The following is an 18,574-nucleotide window of genomic DNA, read 5'->3' on the forward strand; positions in this document are numbered from 1 at the left end:
ATCACTCTGAGAACCATTTTTCTATGAGCACGTCGTAGGGGCTCTTTTTCAGCTCCCTCAAAACACCGTTGATGAACTCGAGTAGATCCGTATCCTCTTTCCTCACGGCGATGCCGTACTGCTCGCTGGAGAGAACATCGCTCGAAATGAAAAGGTCAGGATTTTTCGCAACGAAAGCCTTCGCGGTCGCAGAGTCCAGCACCACAGCGTCCGCTCTTCCTCTCTTCAGTTCCAGGAAGGCATCGGTGAACTTGTCGAACCTGACGACGTTGATCCCATCGTATTTCGAAACCTCTATATCTCCCGTGGTTCCTATCTGAACCGCCACGGTCTTTCCCACAAGATCCTCGTAGGTCTTTGGTTGAAAGTTGCTGTCTTTTCTCACCACGATGACCTGCCCCGCATCGAAGTACGGGTCGGAGAAAGCCACCACTTTCTTTCTCTCTTCTGTGATCGTCATACCAGAGATGATCACATCGATCTTTTTCGTCAGAAGACTCGGAATGAGCCCATCGAAAGTCATGTCGACGATTCTGAGTTCCACACCTAGCTTTCTTGCTATCTCTTTTGCAAGATCTACATCGAATCCCACGATGTTTCCGTTTTCATCGACGAACTCAAAGGGTGGAAAGTCCGCAGAGAGTCCAACAAGAAGGTAACCTCTGCTTTTGATCTCGCCAATCGCACCTGCGAAGATCACCAGTGAGACGACGAGAAATCCTATGACAACCAGTTTCTTCATTCTATCACCCCTGATTCATTATACCACTTTTTTGCATATCAATGCTTTATGAAGAGAAGCCACAGTGCGAAGGCAAGCGCCAGGATCCATGTGAACCAATGCACTTCTTTGGTTTTTCCAGAAAAGAGCTTCACCAGAGCGTAAGAGATGATACCAAGAGCAATACCGTTTGCTATGGAGTACGTGAGAGGCATCGTTATGACTGTGATGAACGCGGGGATTGCCTCTGTTATATCGTCCCATCTAACCTTTCCGAGGTTTCCTATCATGAGGGCCCCAACGAAGATCAATGCGGGGGCGGTGGCATATCCGGGAACTGTCTGAGCAAGCGGAGCAAAGAAGAGCATGGCAAGCATACAGAGTGCCACAACGAGAGCGGTGAGCCCCGTTCTTCCACCCTCTGCGATCCCTGCACCGCTCTCTATGTAGGTGGTCACCGTGGAAGTTCCAAAGAGTGCTCCCACGGAAGTTCCTATGGCGTCTGAAAGAAACGCCCTGTTTGCCCTTGGAAGTTCTCCATTCTTCATGAAACCGGCACTCTGCGCAAGTCCTGTGATGGTGCCGAGCGTGTCGAAGAAGTCAACGAAGAAGAAGGTGAGAACGACGATCCAGAAATCAAGGCTCAAAAATCCAGAAAAATCGAGTTTCATGAACGTCGGGGAGATGTTTGGGATAGGTCCAACTATTCCCTGGTACTTTGTGACACCTATCCCTGGAATGGCACCAACAAGAGTCGCCACAAGAATTCCGATCATCACAGCACCCGGGACCTTTCTGTGGTAGAGCGCTACGATCACAAGAAGCCCGACAACCGTCACTAGAACCCCGGGATTTGTAAGATCTCCTAGAGAAACGGAAGTAGCGGGATTTGACACGACGATTTCCGCGCTTCTAAGTCCTATGAACGCGATGAAGAATCCGATCCCAGCCGAGATTGCGATCTTTATGGATTCAGGGATGATACCGGCCACGAACTTTCTAAACCCAACGAGAGTCAGACCTATGAAGATGAGCCCTTCTATGAAGACTGCTGCGAGTGCCACCCTCCAGTCGATTCCCATCCCAAGGCACACAGTGTAGGTGAAGTACGCGTTCAGTCCCATACCGGGGGCGAGTGCGAAGGGGTAGTTGGCAAAGAAAGCCATCACGAGTGTCGCTGTGGCAGACCCCAGGATCGTCGCGACCATGAAGGCTCCGAAGAACTGTTGATACAGGGGACTTCCCGCATCCACTCCAACCGCCTGAACGAGGATGGAGGGGTTCACGAAGACGATGTAAGCCATGGTGAGGAAGGTCGCAATACCGGCAAAGATCTCTGTCTTCACGTTCGTTCCGTTCTCTTTGAGATGAAACACACACCTCACCTCCGGTATAAAAAATTTAAAGGGGATCGAAAGATCCCGAGCTTTGTTTTGATTCTCTCATGTTTTCTTTAAGAGCACTTTAAACAAAAGAAAAGCGGGAGGAACACCCTCCCGCTCACTCACCGTACTCTTCCTTGAGGTACTCTTTTATCTTTTGATCAGCCGTCTTTATCGCTGTTTCCATATCGACTTTTCCGTTTATGAAGTCGGAAAACATGTTGCCAACCACCGTTCTGATCTCGTACCAGACGCCGATCTGTGGATCGAACACAGCGTTGTCTATCTGAGAAAGGGGTATTTCAAGCAGAGGATCGGACTTTGCTGCCTCCTTCCAGATGGAGGTCTCAAGAGCACTTCTTCTCACAGGGATGTAACCCGTGTTTATCGCCCAGTAGGCGGTCACCTCAGGGGAGATGAGGTACTTCATGAACTCCCAGGCTGCTCTTTTTTCCTCTTCACTTGCCGTGTTGAACATGATGATGTCCGTTCCTGCAAACGGCACCTTGTTCGTCACCCAGGTGGGAACGGGTGCCCAGCTCCAGGTGAACTTACCCTTCGTGGACTGCTCAACGTAGGGTCTTCCTGCTATCGTGCTTATGTACATCATGATCTTTCCCTGACCAAAAATCCCGTCGAGATATCCTCCCTGGAAGTACGCGATCCCATCGTCGACCATTTTCTTTACGAAGGAAAGAACGTCTCTTGTTTCCTGGCTGTCGATGTTGGATACCCACTTTCCATCGACCTTTTTCAGGATGGATCCACCGCGCAGTGTGAGAAGAATCTGGAAGAAGTCAACGGTCGTTCTGAATCCATATCCATACTGGTCGATCTTTCCGTCTCCGTCCAGATCTTCTGTCATGATACGTGCTGCCTCGTAAAGCTCATCGATCGTTTTGGGAACATCGACACCGTACATTGCGAAGGCATCTGCGTTGTAGTAGAGTATGTAGAGGCTCTTGTTGAACGGAACAGCGTATATGGTGTCTCCCCACATACAGTTATCTCTCAAAGGTTTGAAGATGTCTTCCCACTCTTCTTTCGTGAGGCCTATCTTTGGATCGTTCACGAACTCGTTCAGAGGCTGCACGACTCCACTCTGTATGAGTTTTGCCGTCCAGTTAGAGTACGCCTGTGCGATGGTGGGAAGCTCTCCTGCCTGTGCGGCGGCGAGGAGTTTCTGGGAAAGAGCTCCATAGTTTCCAACGTAGACCGCTTCCACCTCGATATCGGGATGGAGTTCGTTGAAGGTGTTCACTATCTCCTGAAGGGTCTTTCCGTGCCCACCACCCATGGCGTGCCAGAACGTGACCTTCACCTTCGAAAGGGCCAGAACACTCAAAGCTACCATCAAAAGAACAAGAACCTTCTTCACAAAAATCCCTCCCTTTTTGGAATTTCACCACACTGAATTATACCGCATAGGTTATAATTTGAATGTGAAGAAAACACAAGGAAGTGAGGGCTGAAGATGAAGGCATCGAAAAAACTCAAAGAGACGGTTCTTGCGTATCTTTTTCTGCTTCCCTCGCTTGCGGTCCTTGGTATGTTCGTCTTCTGGCCAGTTGGTTTTTCCTTCGTTCTGAGTTTCTTCAAGTGGGACTTCAGAAACATGAAGAATCCCTACTTCACAGGGCTCGACAACTACATCGAGATCTTTCGATTCGACTATCCTCCAAAGTACTCTTTCATTTTCACCGTTCTGAACAGCTTCTTTCATCTTGCTGTTGCCGGTGCTGTTGTGCTCCTTGTGGTTCATCTGCTGAGGAAGAGATCACTCTCCGGTGTTCTTCCTAACGCCATGATTGTGCTACTATACATTGCTTTGAATCTCTTCAGCCTGAAAAATCCCATCCTTTCCTTTTTTGCAGCGGCCATCTCCTGGTCGTGGCTCGTGTACGATTTCAAGAAAGTGGAGATGAAAAACACCTGGCTTTGGTTCATTCTGTTTCTTGTGGTCTTCACTTTTGTGGAACTTCGTTCATCTCTTCCCGGGATGGTGAACTTCCTACTAGACGCAAAGGACAAAAATCTCTTTCTCAAAGCCCTCACGAACACCCTCTACTACGTGATACTCAGTGTTCCCTCTCAGATCTTTCTGTCTCTTGTGATAGCCCTTCTTCTGAACAGCAACGTCAGGTTCAGGGTCTTCTTCAGAACGGCCTACTTCATTCCTTTCGTCACCTCCGTTGTTGCCATATCTCTCGTCTGGAAGTGGATATTCAACGACGAGTTCGGTCTTCTGAACTACATCCTTTCACTGTTCAACATAGATCCCATCTCCTGGCTGAAGGATGAAAGGTGGACGATTCCCACGATCGCTATAGTGTCTGTTTGGAAAACCGTTGGGTACGATGCGGTGATATTTCTTGCAGGTCTTCAAAACATTGACAGGTCCTACTACGAAGCGGCAGAGGTCGACGGTGCAAATTCCCTTCAGAAGTTCTTCTACATCACCTGGCCCCTTCTGTCTCCGACGACGTTCTTTCTGCTCATCGTCTCCCTAATAGGTGCCTTCAAGGTCTTTGCAGAGATTTACATACTCTACGATGGACTTCCAGGGCCGTACAACAACAGTGGAATGACCCTCGTGTACTACGTGTTCGATCTGTTCTACAGACAACAGAGGATGGGAATCGCTTCAGCGGCGGCGTACATCCTTTTTGCCATCATCCTCATCTTCACCTTCATACAGTACAGGGTTGGAAGAAGAGCGGTCGAGTACGTATCGTGAGGTGGTAGTGTGAAGAAACTGATCGTTTATCTTCTTCTCATATTTGGAGCCGTGGTGATGCTTGGACCATTTGTCTGGATGGTGCTCACTTCCTTTAAGGCACCCTCTGAGGTCCAGCAGTGGCCTCCGAAGTTCTACACCAAGAACTTCTCATTCTCCCGCAATGTGAAGGTGATTATGAAACCGGGTGTTCAGAGGGTGCCCAGGGGAGTCAGTCTGAGGGAAGCCTACTCGTTGAGAATGGGGGAGGAAAACCTCCTTGCCATCGTCGTGAACGACGATCCGTTCTACAGAGGAACGGTGACGATCCCTCTGAAGGGAGCAAGATACACAACGAAGGTGAACGACGAGAAGGTTAGAGAGATTGCCTCGAAATCTCCTGTTGAGTTCTCATGGAACACACCGGAGGAGTTCTTCGAGCAGTTCTTCATTCACTACAAAAGTGGTGCAAGTCCTTACTTTCAGAGGGCAACTTTGATAAACGAGATTTCGGCTGCGATAGAGAGTTCGCTGAGAACGATCTCTCAACTTGAAAGGTTCACAGAACTGAGAATAAAAGACGACGCAGAAAGAGAAAGGTTCCATCTATTTCTTGAAACCAAAAAGAAAGAACTCTCCACACTCCGAGAGAACGTAGAGAAGATGAAAGCAGGAAGCACACTCGTTCTCTCCGACGACGAAATAAGAGATCTCCATGCATTACTGAAAGGTGTAAGCCTCGAGTATTCTGGAAGCAACCCCCTCGTTTCCGTGTACGAAAAGAGGGTAGCCTTTCCCATTGAAGAGATAAAAGAGAACATCTCCTACTACCTTGAAGTCAGTGAGTTCTTCCAGAACGCACAGAACCTCACGGTCGAAAAAAACATCGTTGCAAGGGCGATGAGTGAAAAAGAAAGAAAAGAGCTCTTTTTGAAGAAGATAGAAAACTTCTCCGACAAGGAACTCGTCGAAAAACTCCTTGAAGAATCGAAAAATCCAGTGGAAGAGTACGTGGCTTTGAAGGAACAGGAAATCTCAAAAAAATACAACGTGGATCTTCTCACTATCGCTTCAGTGAAACCCGTTGTTTCTTCTCTCATCACGCTCGCCCAAGAAAGCGGCATTGAAGCGGAGAGTTTCTCTCAGATGCTTGAAGAAATGAACACCAGACTCTCCGAAAGCAGCACCTACAAGATCTTGAAATCAAAGCTCTCTCAGCTCAACCTGAGCGAAGATTTGCTCAACGCGGTTGCACAATATCTCAAAGATGTTGCCCTTCTCAGAAAAGCCTACGAGGATGCGATGAGTTCCTGGAAGATCGTGGAAGCTCCAGATTTCGTGAAAGAAGTTCGGGTGAAAAACGGCGAAGTCGTAGAGATTCTTCTTGATAGTGTTCCCGCAATATTTTTGAGCGACGAGTCCGTGAACTCTGTGAAACTCAGGTTTTCCTTCCGTGAAGTTTTGGCGAACATCTTTCAGAACTACGTGGATGCCTGGAACGCTGCTCCTTTTCCGAGGTACTACTTCAACACCTTCTTCGTTGCCTCTTCAACGACCATCCTTGAAGTGATCACCGCTTCCCTTGCCGCATATGCCTTTTCCTGGATGGTCTTTCCAGGAAGGGATTTCATCTTCGGACTCTTTCTTGCCACGATGATGATCCCAGGGGAAGTCCTTCTTGTTCCCAACTTCATCACTATATCAAAACTTGGTTGGATCGACACCTACTACGCTCTGATCGTTCCTTGGATCGTCAGTGTTTTCGCCATATTTCTCTTAAGACAGCACTTTCTGACCATTCCAAAGGAACTTTTCGATGCTGCGAAGATAGATGGCTGTTCTCACTGGAGGTTTCTCTGGCAGATAGTTGTGCCGCTGAGCAGACCCGCCGTGATCACATCGGCGCTTTTGAAGTTCGTTGGAAGCTGGAACGCTTTTTTGTGGGTTCTGATCGTGACAAACAGCGAAAACTACAGAACACTTCCCGTGGGGCTTCAGGCGTTCAGTTCCGATGTGGGAACACAGTACAACCTCCTCATGGCGGCAGCAACGTTCTCCATTCTTCCTGTGGTGATCCTGTTCATCTTCACACAGAAGTACTTCATACAGGGAATCGCAAGAACCGGATTGAAATGAAGGAGGAGATAGAATGAAGAAACTCACGGTTTTCCTTCTTGTTCTCTCTTGTGTCGTCTTCGGAGGGGTGTATTACGGAAACCTGCATTCTCACACGTCTTTCTCTGACGGCTCTGGAACGCCTGACCAGGCTTACGAGTATGCCAGAAAATACCTGGACGTTCTTGCGGTGACGGACCATGCCTACTATTTTGCTCAAAAGATAGACGGAAAGACCAAACCGTACCTGACGAAACTCGCTGCAGAAAGATACACAGAAGATGGAAAGTTCGTTGCCCTTCAGGGATTCGAGTGGACATCGGGAATTGGCCACATAAACGTGTACGAGTCCCTCGAGTGGATCGACAGAAACCATGAAAGTTCCCTTGAAGGTTTCTACAGGTGGCTCGTTGAACACAAAAAACTTGCCCAGTTCAACCATCCCATAAGCACCTTCGGTACTTTCGACTCGTTCAGGTACTTTCCGGAAGCAGACAAATACGTGAACCTGATCGAGGTGGGAAACGGGAACTGGTCTTCGGGGGATGTGATAAATCCCGAGATGTACGGAAACTACATCCTCGCCCTCAACAGGGGATGGCATCTTGGAGCCACCGTTGGACAGGACAACCACAAACCGAACTGGGGAAGCGCGAACGAGGCAAGAACAGGAATAGTAGCAGATGAGTTGACGTACGATTCCATCATGGATGCCCTCTGGAAGAGACACACCTTCGGAAGTGAAGACAGAAACGTTCGAGCCCTTCTAAAAAGTGGCCAGCACCTCATGGGAGACGTTGTTTTCGTGGACGACTTTTCACCAAAGACCCTGACCATCGAGTATCAGGACACAGAAAAACTCCTATATCTTGCCGTCATCTCTCAGAGCGGAACCGTCCTAGAGCTCAGACCAAGCACAGAAAGACTGAACCTGACACTTTCAGTCACACCTTCTGACGGTTACGAATGGTACTTCGTCTACATGAAACAGATGGACGGTGACGAGATCGTCACCTCACCGATCTGGTTTCAGATACCATCTTCTGTTTACGTGAACAGCGTGAGAGTGTCTCCAGAGGAGATCCACGATGGTGAGACCGCAAAGATCTACTTCGAGATCTACAACGTAACAGATGAGGAAAAGAGGGTGACGCTTTCAATCCTTCTGGACGGTGAAGCGCTCAGGGAGGTTTCACAGAATTTCTCCCCGTATCAGGTTAAAAGGTTCGTCGTTCCCACAGAAGCGCTGAAGAAAGGATACCACTGGGTTTCCTTCCTCGTTGATGGAAAGATCGTTCAGTCTGTGAGTTTCTTTGTCAGAGAAAAACTCAAAGGTGTGATCATGATAGACACCCTCCACGAAAACGACCACCTGGAAAAGCTAAAAGTCCTTGCGGAAGAGCTGGAAAAGAAAGGCTATCTTGTGAAGTATCCAAAGGTGATGCTGAAAGACCTTTCCGGTGTTGACATACTCATCATATCGACACCAAAGGTGGGTGGGCTGAGTTTTGCAAAGAAACTCTCTCAAAAAGAGCTGGAGGCCATCAAAAACTTCAGAGGTAAAATATACATCGTGCCGGGTGGTGACGAAGAGTACAGAAAGATCTATCTGGAACAGATAAAAGGTGAAGTTGTCACGATCGAGGAGTTGAAGAAGTTGCTTGGGGAGTGATTCGGTTGAAGAGACTCGGAATCATCGGCTTTGGTGCGAGTGCGATCGGTTTCATCCACGGCCTCATAGAGAGTGGAAAGATAAACAACTACAGGATCACCATCCTTGAGAGGGGAAAAGATTACGCCCACAACACCATCTCCGGCGTGAGGATGGACGGAAAGATCTTCATCTCCCACGGCATGGGAGGCGAGATCTACATCCCCCTCGAAATCCAGGCAAAGACGGTGGAGTTTTACCTGAAGTTTTCTGGCTACAGACCAACCGTTGACAGAAGAGAGGGCCTTGTGAACTATCTGAGATCCTTCGAAAGAGACGGAAAAAAGATCGAATTTGGAGAGTCCTTTTCGAGCGAGAAGGTCTACAAACTCTTCTACCACCACGGTTTTGAGCCGGTGAAGTCGTACTTTTTCCATCTGGGAACGGACATCCTCAAAGAGACGAACGAGAACATATACAGGCACTTTTCTTCGTTCGAAAACGTCGAATTTCTCTTCGGAGTCACCGCAGAAGACGTGGATTTCGGACCACCCCACAGGGTGCACACCGAAAAGGGAGACTTCGAGTTCGACGAACTCGTGATCGCCGTTGGAAGAAGTGGGCACAGACTCATGGAACGTCTCAAGGAGAAGTACCCACAGCTTGTAAAACCGAACCAGTTCGTCGACATCGGAATCAGATACGAACTTCCAAACCACGTGATGGATCCTTTCTCCGACATGTACGAGGTGAAGATCCGCTACAGAACAAAAACGGGTTACATCTGTAGGATCTTCTGTCAGAATCCAGCCGGGAAGGTGACACTGGAAAAGTACGAGGACTTCACCACGGTGAACGGATACTCGGACAGTCTTCACAAGACGGAGAACACGAACTTTGCCATCCTGGTCACCACGCGCTTTACGGAGCCGTTCAAAGATCCCACGGGTTACGGAGTGAATCTTGCAAAACTCGCGAACATCCTCGCAGGAGACAGAGAAAAAGTGATCCTTCAAACCTACGGTGATTTCAAAGAGTTCAGAAGAACCAAAAGACTCGGAAGGGTCCGTCCCACCTTGGACCCAGAAAGTTACATCCTCGGAGATGCAAACCTCGTGTTCCCTTCGAAGATAAGAGAGTCTCTTGTGGACTTCGTTGAAAACCTCGACAGGGTGATACCGGGGGCTGCCTACTTCGACAACCTGCTCTACGCGGTCGAGGTGAAATTCTACACCAACAAGTTTCTTAACGACGTGGTGGAAAACCTTCACGTCATCGGAGACTGTTCAGGCTGGACAAGGTCCATCCAGTACGCCACATCGATGGGCTACATGAGAGCGATGGGGATGAAGATTCAGACCCTGTGAGAGAGGATAGCAAAGAACCCCCACTCTATGAGAAGAACAGAGAAGAAAACAACGAACCCTTCCCAGAAGGTGAACCTGTGCACGCCGAAGATATGAAGTACAAGAACGAGGGCTATTGCACAAGAAACAAGCCCGTTAGGAAAACCCTTCCTCACGAGGGCGTTCACTCCCGCGTAACCAAAGAGCGCCGCAAAGACAAAACCTAGAAACTTTCCAAAGGAAACATCGAAGACGTTGAAGACAGAAAGAAGAATGAGTACTCCAAGGAGTATCAGAACCATTCCGAAGAACTTCAAACTCATCACCCCTTCGTCTGCGTTCAACGATATTCTACCATCCCAACATCTGTGTTAGAATTAACTTAAAGGGAGGTAGAAATATGTTATCACCAACCGAGAAGCGATATCTTCTTGCGGTCCTCTTGACGCTGGATGAGGGAAGCACAAGACTGAAGAAAGTTTCGGATTTTCTCAAAGTGAAAATGCCATCGGCAAAGCAGATCCTCGAAGAACTCGCATCGAAAAAACTGATAAACTACGTGAGAAGGGGCCCCATTTCCCTCACAAAAAAGGGTACAGAACTTGCCCAGAAAGAACTGGAGCGTTTCAACAACCTGAAGGAGTTTCTGAAGAAGATCCTGTTCCTCAACGAGGAAGAGGCAGAAAAGGGTGCCTGGGAGATCTTCTTCAACCTCGAAGAGAAGATAGCAGACAGGGTCGTCGATTTCATGAACTTCCTCACACACTGTCCTCACATAACGCCCATCTGTATAAAGGGCTTCAAAGAATATCTGGAAACAGGAGAGTTTCCAACCCTTTGCAGACTCAAAAGGTGATGGTATAATCGTGAGAGTGAAATCCCGCTCCACCGAACCGGAGGTGGGGCCAGATGTCCGAGGGAGGTGAGTTTTTGTGGCTTACGTGAAGGAGAGGATCTACGAAAGCATGTTCATCATCGCTCCAAACGTACCAGAAGAAGAGAGAGAAAAACTCGTCGAAAGAGTCAAGGGAATCATCGAAGAGAGAGTCAAGGGAAAGATCGACAAGGTCGAAAGAATGGGCATGAGGAAGTTCGCCTACGAGATCAAAAAGTTCAGCGAAGGAGACTACACGGTGATCTACTTCAGGTGTGACGGACAGAACCTTCAAGAGTTGGAGAACTTCTACAGAGTAATTCCTGAGATCATCAGATGGCAGACCTTCAGAAGGTTCGACCTGGAAAAGAAAGAGAGGAAGGCTCAGAGGGAAAAGGTAGCATCTGAGACCTCCGAGGGTAAAGGAGGAACCGAAGCCTGATGTCTTTTTTCAACAGGATCATCCTCATTGGAAGACTCGTAAGAGACCCTGAAGAAAGATACACCCTGAGTGGAACACCCGTCACCACCTTCACGATAGCGGTGGACAGAACCCCGAGAAAGAACGCACCCGACGACACCCAGACAACGGACTTTTTCAGGGTGGTGACCTTTGGAAGGCTTGCGGAGTTCGCAAGAACGTACCTCACCAAGGGAAGGCTCATCCTCGTTGAAGGCGAAATGAGAATGAGAAGATGGGAAACTCAGACCGGAGAAAAGAGGGTCTCTCCAGAAGTGGTTGCGAACGTCGTGAGGTTCATGGACAGAAAGCCTGTCGAGATGCCCAGCGAGGACATGGAAGAAAAACTGGAGATTCCAGAGGAAGATTTCACCGATGATACCTTCAGTGAAGACGAACCACCATTTTGAGGGAGGTGTGTGCTGTGGCTTACAGAAGAAGGAGAAAGAAGGTCAAAAAGTGCAGACTCTGTGAAATGAAATTGGATTACGTTGACTATAAAGACACAAAGCTCCTCAGTGAGTTCCTCACAGACAAGGCAAAGATCATCCCAAAAAGACTCACCGGAACGTGCGCCAAGCATCAGAGAATGGTGAAGGTGGCCATCAAGAGGGCAAGACAGATGGGACTACTTCCTTACCTGAAGATATAAAACAAAAGGGCGCCTCGGCGCCCTTTTTTCATTCCTCATCCTCTTCTTCAAAAAACATCTCTTCGATATCGGGGATACTTTGCTGCCACTTCTCGAAGACCTTTTTCGCCGTTTCGTATTCTACTCCTTCCAGCATGATGCCTTCGGGAGTCTCGTCTGCTTTGAAGATGTAAACTTCACCGAGGTCTTCTATCATGTCCCTTGCGTCGTTCAGAAAAACCTCTTCGCAGACCCAAAAGAGATTCCCTTCGTCTTCAACTTCTCCCAGTTTGTGGAAGAACACCTCGTTCCCATCCTGGTCGAACAGGCTGAAGACCTCCGTCTGATGTTCATGTTCGTGTTCATGTTCATGCTCGTGCATACTCATAGTAAAAACCTCCTTGAAAGAAACTGTGCTCTGAGAAATACTACCATTTGTGAGAAAGAAAATCAAGTCTCTGGTATAATCTTCTAGAGATCGGACCTTCAGGAGGTTAGGCCATGGAGATAAAACATCTCACAGAAAAGGTTGCCTACGTTCCAAACCCTGTGAACATAGGAGTTGTGCGTGCGGAAAAGTCCAGTGTTCTCATAGACAGTGGTATAGACGAAAGCGTTCCAAGAAAGGTTTCACGTCTTCTGGAAAAGCCTCCTCTTTTTCTCATAAACACCCACTCGCATGCCGATCACTGTGGTGGAAACACGTTCCTGAAAAAGCGCTTTTCCACCCGTGTGTTTGCTCCAGAACTGGAAAAAGAGATCATAGAAAACACTATACTTGAGCCATTTTACCTCTACGGTGCCTTTCCTCCAGAAGAACTCAGAAACAAGTTTCTCATGGCAAAACCTTCAAAAGTCGACGAAACGTTGAAAGAAGGTACTCTCACCCTCGATGGAGTGAAACTTGAGATCGTTTTTCTTCCCGGCCACTCTCCAAACCAGATCGGAGTTGCAGTGGAGAACGTTCTTTTTTGTGCCGATTCGGTCTTTTCTGAAGAGGCGATCGAAAAACACAGAATCTTTGTCGTCTACAACGTAACAGACTTCCTTGAAACCCTCGATTTTCTAGAAAAGACGAACTACGACTACTACGTGCCTTCCCATGGAGAGGTGACACAGAATATCGTTGATCTTGCAAGGAAAAACAGAAACGTCGTGGAAAACGTCATAAACGAGATTCTCGAGATCCTGAAAACTCCCTTTACCCTGGAGGAGCTGATGAAAAAACTCTTCGACAGATTCAGTATCACCATTGAAAATCTCACTCAGTACGTACTGTACAGATCAACCGTCCAAGCTTATCTGAGTTTTCTTCTGGATAGAGGAGAGATAGAGAGAGAATTCAAAGAAAACACACTTTTGTGGAGGAGAGTATGATGGTTGTGAACTGGCTGTTTCTTTCCCTTGAGTACTTTCTTGGAGTTTTGCTTGTTTTCATCACCGTTCGTTTCTTTGGATTGAAGGGAATATACGCCCTTGGGGCAATACTGGTTCTCTACATGAACGTGGCTGTGCTGAAGGCGTACGATCTGCTCCCTGGTGTTCAAATGTACGCTGGAGTTTTTCTTGGACCATTCTTCATCACACTTGTTGCCATCGTGACAGAGGTCTACGGATACAGGGAGGCGCAGAAACTGGTTGCCGTTGGCTTCTTCGCACAGGTTGTGTTCCTTGTGGGAATGATCCTTGCTCTCGGATACGTTCCGTCGAACGAGGACTGGGTTCACGAACACATGAAAGCGCTCTTTCTACCGGTGTGGAGGACTACGATCTTCAGCTGGATTGCCTTCGTTGTATCAGGTGTTTTCAAAGCGCGCTTTCAGGATTTTCTGAAGAAGACGAGGGGTATTTTTGGAAAACACCTGTGGCTTCGTGACAACGCAGCGACGAAACTTGCTCAACTTGTAGACAACGTGATCTTCTTCTACGGTGCCCTTACCGGGTACTTCTCCCTGAGAACGATCACCGTTTTTCTTATCTGGACCACACTCTTTGAGTGGCTCTTCGATTATCTGGACACCTGGGTCGTGGTGAAGGGCGTGAGGTGGATAACAGGTTTTTATGAAGAAGCTATGACCACGAAAAATTAAAGATGATCTCTTTTTTTGGGAGTGATTGTTGTGAAAGTTCTTGTCATTGGATACATGCATTCTCGGGATGACAAAAGGGTCTTCAGAACGGTGCAGGCATTGTCCAAGAAATATGAAGTCATTTACCAGTACAGAACGGAAGAAGAAGAAACTTCTTTCAAGGAGAATAACATCAAATACGTTTCTGTAAGATGTTTGAATAAAGGAAGTGTTCTACAGAAAGCAGTTGAAAGAAAATCCTTCGATGAAGAAATATGTCGTCTTATAAAAACCGAAGACTACGATATTATTTATATGCATCATTTTCCTGCTACAAGTCCTTTGAAGCCTTTTCTTATCGCTAAGAAACGTGGAAAGAAGATTGTCTACGATGTTCACGAGTACCATCCACAGAATTTTCTCAATACTCTTCCCAGTCCTTTGTACGATCTGAAAGAGTTTGTAATGTGGAGGATATTTAGAAAACAACTCAAATTGGCTGATCTTTGTATCTTCGTTTCTGAAGAGACTCGAAATGATGTTGTGGCAAAGGCTGGACTGAATCCAGAGAAAACCTTCATTGTCCCAAATTATGCCTCGTTGAAGATAGAACCTGATCCAGGCAGAAAAAGAAGGGAAATCGTCATGGTGGGAAAAACCCCAAGAGGTTTTACCCATGAAAAAAGGCTCATAAAAGCGCTGATTGAGAGAGGATTTTCTTTCAGAATAATAGGAATGGATTCAAAAGTTTTCTCTGACGTATCTCACACATACACATCTTTTCTACCATATGAGAGAATGATGGAAGAAATCTCAAGAGGAATGTTCTCACTTGTGTCTTACAGTACGATCGGGAAGGATTACAAAAACTATCTGTACGCTTTGCCACACAAATTCTATGATTCTATAGCCGCTGGTACTCCTGTTGTTGTTAAGGAATCTTTCGTATCGATGGCGAAGATAGTTAAAGAGTTGAAAATAGGAGTTGTCATCGATCCTTCAAATACAGAAGACAGCTTGAGGAAAATAGAAAGCGCTTGTCAAAGATATGAGGAACTACTGGAAAACATCAAAAAACATCAGGATCTATTCATCTGGGACGAGAGGAAAGAAGAAGAATTTCTGAAGAAAATAATCGAGGTAGTTTCATGAAGAAGCGACGTTCCACATAGGATCCATCAAGAACACACGGTGAAATAACCGGAGAAATCGTGATCGTTCTTGCCCATCTTGACTGAGGAGAACCTGAAAAGGAGAAAATCACAGAGGGAGCGAAAAGTCCAGTTCTTTCAACCGAGAAACAATGTCTTTCTTTTCTACAAGGATCTTCAGTGTCTCAACGACTTTTCGATCCAGTTTTCCCTGAGAGGCTTCTTTTTCCAGGATCTTCAGTGCTTCAGAAGCAGAGAGCGCCTTTCTGTACGGTCTGTTTTCGATGAGTGCTGAGAACACATCCGCCACCTGAAGTATCTTCTGGTGCACGGTGAGATGCTGTGAGGTTAGTCCAAGAGGGTATCCCGATCCATCGCATCTTTCATGATGCGCTGCCGCTATCTTTGTTATATAGTCAAGGCCCGCTTCCTCCAGAATTCTATAAGTATCCACCACATAATTTCTCATGATGAACATCTCAACCTCGTTCAATTTGCCGGGTTTGTGAAGTATCTCAAGTGGCACACTGATCTTTCCCACGTCGTGAAGCAGAGCAGCAATGTAAACGAGCCTGGCATCTTCTTCACTCAGCATCTCTTCAGCAAGGATTTTGGAAACCTCGGCAACTATGAGGGAATGCTGTCTTGTGTAGATACTTCTCACATCAAGCAGAAAAACCAGGATCTTAGCGAGAGGTTCAAACCCACTGAGAGACAAAAGCCTTGAAGAGTGAAACCTAGGATTTTCATCCAGAAGGTATACAATGCAGTGATCATAGAGAATTTCCAGTGCCACATGCTTCACCGGTGAAGTTATCTCCGGATCTTTCTCTATTCTCTCGGTTGCTTCCTTCAGAAAGTCCACACTCAACTCCTCGGTGTGGTGTTTCAGGTGGATCTGGGAAATCCTGTCAGCGGCGTTTATGCAGTTTGTAAGTAAAGCGGTTGCTTCATCGAGTTCTTTCAGTTCGTGGTATGGCATATGATGATACTACATTCTGGGGGTAGAAAATCCGCAGAGGAAACGAGTGTATAAGAAACTCGAGCGTGTCTGTTTTTTTCATCGAAGACAAGTACGAGTTTTTCCAGGTCCGCAACTCCTCTGAACAGGTCTCTGAACCTTTTGTGGTTCTTCGTCGATGCAACAAGAACAAGCCCGGTGTCGTGAACCAGCCCGGAGAGATAGGCAAAATCCAGATCCACTGGAAGTGAGAGTTTTTTTACCATCTCCCTCGTAATTTTTGCAACCTGGATAGAGTGCTTGACAAAATTTCTGTACACGAGGATTCCAAATTGATTGAATATTTTCACGAAAGATTCGAGAGGAACCTGAACCGTCAAATTCAACATTTTTCACCTCACTGTAGAGAAGTTTCCAGGACAACTATAAAATTATATAATGATGATATCGAGTTCAGGGGGGATCAACATGAAGGTGAAAGTGTCCGGCATGCTTTTTTCACTGATCTCTTTGATACTTTTTGCAAGGGGAACATTTTCCGTTCTGGATTTTTCAGCGAATAGGTACTATGAAATCCACTACATGCTCGACTCAGAACTTCACACGTGGGTAGGACACGATAACTATGTGGATATCCCGAGAAGTGAGTTTGAACAGTTGAGGTCTGTGATTCAGCGAAACGAAAGCTATGTTAGAAGTCTGAGACAGAGAATAAGTGACCTGGAACGCCAGAAATCTGAACTCACAGACCAGATTGAAGATCTTAAAGACCAACTTTCAAACAAAGAACAGACCATAGAAGACCTTCAAAAGCGTGAATCTAACCTGAAAGATCAGATCACAACCCTCACTGCGACTGTGTCTTTCCTAGGAGGACTGCTAGAAGAGAAAGATCGAAAAATAGCAAAACTTGAACAGTACATTCTACTCAAGGATCAACATATTTCAAACTTGAAAGATCAGATCAGTAAACTCAACGACCTGCTCGATACGAAAAACGAAGAGATCACCATTCTTGCTTCACTTGCAAGTGCACCGGCTACGATAACGGAGATTTTCAGAGAAAACGAGGAACTGAAAAAACGCCTGGAGCTCGCAGAAGCCTCCATAACTGCTCTGGAGGAAGAAATTCAAAGAAAAGATGAGCAGCTCTTCCAGGCTGAAGCCCAACTGGAACGGATGGATCAACTGAAAACCCTGCTAGAGACCTATGAGAGTTCTTTGACCGCCCTTCAAGAGACTCTGAAGGAAAAAGATAAACAGCTGAAGATCCTTTCAGAAATTCTAACCAAGGAAGTTGAAAAAGCACAGGCAGAATCTGAAAAACTTCGGGAAAAATTGAAGAAGGTACTATCAATACTCAAATCCCTCAACGACATCCTCAGGGTTCTGAAAGAGGATTTCTCCAGCCTTGAAGCCATCAGCCTTGAAGGTCAGAAAGTAATAGAAGATATCAGCACAGTTGTGGGAGAAGAATGAATTAGAACACTTGAAGACAAAAACAATAAAGAAAAGAATTAGTGTTGCAATCACATGAGTTGTGCCAAGGATTATACAAAACAGAAGGATCCTCCTTCATTGTGATTTATGGTTGAAAAAGAATAGGAAAAACCAGACTCATCAGGGAATTCATGAGAGACAAAAACAGTGTGTATTTCCTGGTAAACGCTTTCTCATTCTCCGCGGTTCTTCTTTGAGTCTTATGGAGAAAGAAGTACTTTCTTACTCGAGCCCACTTTATGGAAGGCGCACCGGTCAGATCAAGATGAAACCCATCAGTTTTGAAGATTTCAAAAAGGTTTACAGTGAATCAGCACTGAATCCTGTGGAACTCTGCTCACTGGTCGGAGGAGTACCCAAATACATGGAGTTTCTTTCTGTAGAAAAAGACATCTACGAGACCACTGAACGCAATTTCTTTAACATCAGTTCCTTTTCCATGGGAAACAGAAAACTCAGAAAGAGCCACCATCATGGAAGTGGCACAACACAAACTCAGTTATTATCTGAGCAGGCTGGTGGACATAGATCTTCTGGAAAGGGAAGTTCCAGTAGCGGAACGTTCCCCAGAGAAGAGTAAAAGCGGATTGTACAGAATAAAGGATTACTTTCTGGACTTCTGGTTCAAATACGTCTATCCTTACAGGAGTTACATAGAGATAGGTCAGACAGATTTTGTCATCGATATGGTAAAGAAGACCTTCTAAGAAAGACACGTGAGTTTTGTTTATGAAGATATCCGCGGAGAAAAAGTTGTAAAGATGAAATAGACATCGTTGGAGTTGACATGGAAAACAGAGTGGTTCTTCTTGGAGAATGCAAATACACAGGCTCGCAGACCGCGATGTTGACCTTTACTACAAACTGGTTGAAAAATCCAGAAAATTGTACGTAATTGAAAGACCGCTGTACATCTTCTTTTCTCTCAACGGCTTTACAAAAAATTTTGTTCGCAAAGCAAAAGAAAAAAACGTACTCCTTTTTGAAGGATATTGAA

21 protein-coding genes are annotated in these 18,574 nt (G+C 46.4%); 14 read left to right on the plus strand and 7 right to left on the minus strand.

Going from position 1 to position 18,574, the window contains the following annotated elements; genetic code table 11:
• Window position 1: 1 nt before the first annotated feature.
• The 3 genes from AS006_RS03750 to AS006_RS03760 all read right to left on the minus strand — a co-directional run bounded on the left by AS006_RS03750 (window position 2) and on the right by AS006_RS03760 (window position 3,481).
• Complete coding sequence (locus AS006_RS03750; protein WP_101513025.1) at window positions 2–742, minus strand: basic amino acid ABC transporter substrate-binding protein; 741 nt, start codon at window positions 740–742, stop codon at window positions 2–4.
• A gap of 38 nt (window positions 743–780) precedes the next feature.
• A complete protein-coding gene (locus AS006_RS03755; protein ID WP_101513026.1) occupies window positions 781–2,097 on the minus strand; it encodes an NCS2 family permease in 1,317 nt (438 codons plus the stop codon).
• Between the two features lie 124 nt (window positions 2,098–2,221).
• Window positions 2,222–3,481 (minus strand): ABC transporter substrate-binding protein, encoded by a 1,260-nt coding sequence (locus AS006_RS03760; protein ID WP_101513027.1) that lies wholly within the window; start codon window positions 3,479–3,481, stop codon window positions 2,222–2,224.
• A 96-nt stretch (window positions 3,482–3,577) separates the two neighbouring features.
• On the opposite strand from AS006_RS03760, the gene AS006_RS03765 reads away from it, so the two are divergent.
• From AS006_RS03765 to AS006_RS03780, 4 genes are read left to right on the plus strand one after another with little or no spacing between them, the layout of a single operon-like run.
• Window positions 3,578–4,840 carry a carbohydrate ABC transporter permease gene (locus AS006_RS03765; protein WP_101513028.1) on the plus strand — a complete coding sequence of 421 codons (1,263 nt, stop codon included), beginning with the start codon at window positions 3,578–3,580 and terminating at the stop codon, window positions 4,838–4,840.
• 9 nt (window positions 4,841–4,849) lie between these two features.
• Window positions 4,850–6,955 carry an ABC transporter permease subunit gene (locus AS006_RS09500; protein ID WP_199167351.1) on the plus strand — a complete coding sequence of 702 codons (2,106 nt, stop codon included), beginning with the start codon at window positions 4,850–4,852 and terminating at the stop codon, window positions 6,953–6,955.
• Between the two features lie 13 nt (window positions 6,956–6,968).
• Window positions 6,969–8,606, plus strand: coding sequence for a CehA/McbA family metallohydrolase (locus AS006_RS03775; RefSeq protein ID WP_101513029.1), 1,638 nt, complete (start codon window positions 6,969–6,971; stop codon window positions 8,604–8,606).
• 5 nt (window positions 8,607–8,611) lie between these two features.
• A complete protein-coding gene (locus AS006_RS03780; RefSeq protein ID WP_101513030.1) occupies window positions 8,612–9,952 on the plus strand; it encodes an NAD(P)/FAD-dependent oxidoreductase in 1,341 nt (446 codons plus the stop codon).
• Here AS006_RS03780 and AS006_RS03785 read toward each other — a convergent pair.
• Entirely contained in the window at window positions 9,940–10,254 is a 315-nt protein-coding gene (locus tag AS006_RS03785) for a hypothetical protein (protein WP_233185650.1), read from the minus strand. The two genes, AS006_RS03780 and AS006_RS03785, sit on opposite strands and share 13 nt — an antisense overlap.
• A 77-nt stretch (window positions 10,255–10,331) precedes the next feature.
• On the opposite strand from AS006_RS03785, the gene AS006_RS03790 reads away from it, so the two are divergent.
• From AS006_RS03790 to rpsR, 4 genes are all read left to right on the plus strand, one after another.
• Window positions 10,332–10,787, plus strand: a complete 456-nt coding sequence (locus AS006_RS03790) for a metal-dependent transcriptional regulator (RefSeq protein ID WP_101513031.1) — start codon at window positions 10,332–10,334, stop codon at window positions 10,785–10,787.
• 76 nt (window positions 10,788–10,863) lie between these two features.
• Entirely contained in the window at window positions 10,864–11,247 is a 384-nt protein-coding gene (gene rpsF / locus AS006_RS03795; RefSeq protein ID WP_101513032.1) for a 30S ribosomal protein S6, read from the plus strand.
• Entirely contained in the window at window positions 11,247–11,675 is a 429-nt protein-coding gene (locus AS006_RS03800; protein ID WP_101513033.1) for a single-stranded DNA-binding protein, read from the plus strand. Before rpsF ends, AS006_RS03800 begins: the two co-directional genes overlap by 1 nt.
• A gap of 14 nt (window positions 11,676–11,689) precedes the next feature.
• Entirely contained in the window at window positions 11,690–11,917 is a 228-nt protein-coding gene (rpsR, locus tag AS006_RS03805; protein ID WP_101513034.1) for a 30S ribosomal protein S18, read from the plus strand.
• A 28-nt stretch (window positions 11,918–11,945) separates the two neighbouring features.
• Here the strand turns inward: rpsR and AS006_RS03810 are convergent, their stop codons facing one another.
• Entirely contained in the window at window positions 11,946–12,284 is a 339-nt protein-coding gene (locus AS006_RS03810; RefSeq protein ID WP_101513035.1) for a DUF1292 domain-containing protein, read from the minus strand.
• 113 nt (window positions 12,285–12,397) lie between these two features.
• Here AS006_RS03810 and AS006_RS03815 point away from each other — a divergent pair, with 113 nt between their 5' ends.
• Genes AS006_RS03815 through AS006_RS03825 form a run of 3 tightly spaced genes read left to right on the plus strand, consistent with a single transcriptional unit; the run spans window position 12,398 to window position 15,117 of the window.
• Complete coding sequence (locus AS006_RS03815; protein ID WP_101513036.1) at window positions 12,398–13,273, plus strand: MBL fold metallo-hydrolase; 876 nt, start codon at window positions 12,398–12,400, stop codon at window positions 13,271–13,273.
• Window positions 13,273–13,986, plus strand: coding sequence for a queuosine precursor transporter (locus tag AS006_RS03820; protein ID WP_101513037.1), 714 nt, complete (start codon window positions 13,273–13,275; stop codon window positions 13,984–13,986). The genes AS006_RS03815 and AS006_RS03820 overlap by 1 nt, the downstream gene beginning before the upstream one ends.
• Window positions 13,987–14,016: 30 nt before the next feature.
• Window positions 14,017–15,117 (plus strand): glycosyltransferase, encoded by a 1,101-nt coding sequence (locus tag AS006_RS03825; protein ID WP_199167353.1) that lies wholly within the window; start codon window positions 14,017–14,019, stop codon window positions 15,115–15,117.
• 108 nt (window positions 15,118–15,225) lie between these two features.
• Here the strand turns inward: AS006_RS03825 and AS006_RS03830 are convergent, their stop codons facing one another.
• Window positions 15,226–16,098, minus strand: coding sequence for an HD-GYP domain-containing protein (locus AS006_RS03830; RefSeq protein ID WP_101513038.1), 873 nt, complete (start codon window positions 16,096–16,098; stop codon window positions 15,226–15,228).
• On the minus strand, window positions 16,080–16,463 hold the full coding sequence (locus AS006_RS03835; RefSeq protein WP_158241070.1) for an HD domain-containing protein: 384 nt from the start codon (window positions 16,461–16,463) through the stop codon (window positions 16,080–16,082). Before AS006_RS03835 ends, AS006_RS03830 begins: the two co-directional genes overlap by 19 nt.
• An 82-nt stretch (window positions 16,464–16,545) precedes the next feature.
• Here AS006_RS03835 and AS006_RS03840 point away from each other — a divergent pair, with 82 nt between their 5' ends.
• From AS006_RS03840 to AS006_RS09580, 3 genes are all read left to right on the plus strand, one after another.
• On the plus strand, window positions 16,546–17,556 hold the full coding sequence (locus tag AS006_RS03840) for a chromosome partitioning protein ParA (RefSeq protein ID WP_101513040.1): 1,011 nt from the start codon (window positions 16,546–16,548) through the stop codon (window positions 17,554–17,556).
• 494 nt (window positions 17,557–18,050) lie between these two features.
• On the plus strand, window positions 18,051–18,284 hold the full coding sequence (locus tag AS006_RS09570) for a DUF234 domain-containing protein (RefSeq protein WP_233185624.1): 234 nt from the start codon (window positions 18,051–18,053) through the stop codon (window positions 18,282–18,284).
• Between the two features lie 109 nt (window positions 18,285–18,393).
• Window positions 18,394–18,573: a hypothetical protein gene (locus tag AS006_RS09580; RefSeq protein WP_233185656.1), complete on the plus strand. Its 180-nt coding sequence runs from the start codon at window positions 18,394–18,396 to the stop codon at window positions 18,571–18,573.
• The last annotated feature ends 1 nt before the right edge of the window (window position 18,574 follow it).

Origin of the sequence: Thermotoga sp. SG1, assembly GCF_002865985.1 — a bacterium.
GTDB lineage: Bacteria > Thermotogota > Thermotogae > Thermotogales > Thermotogaceae > Thermotoga.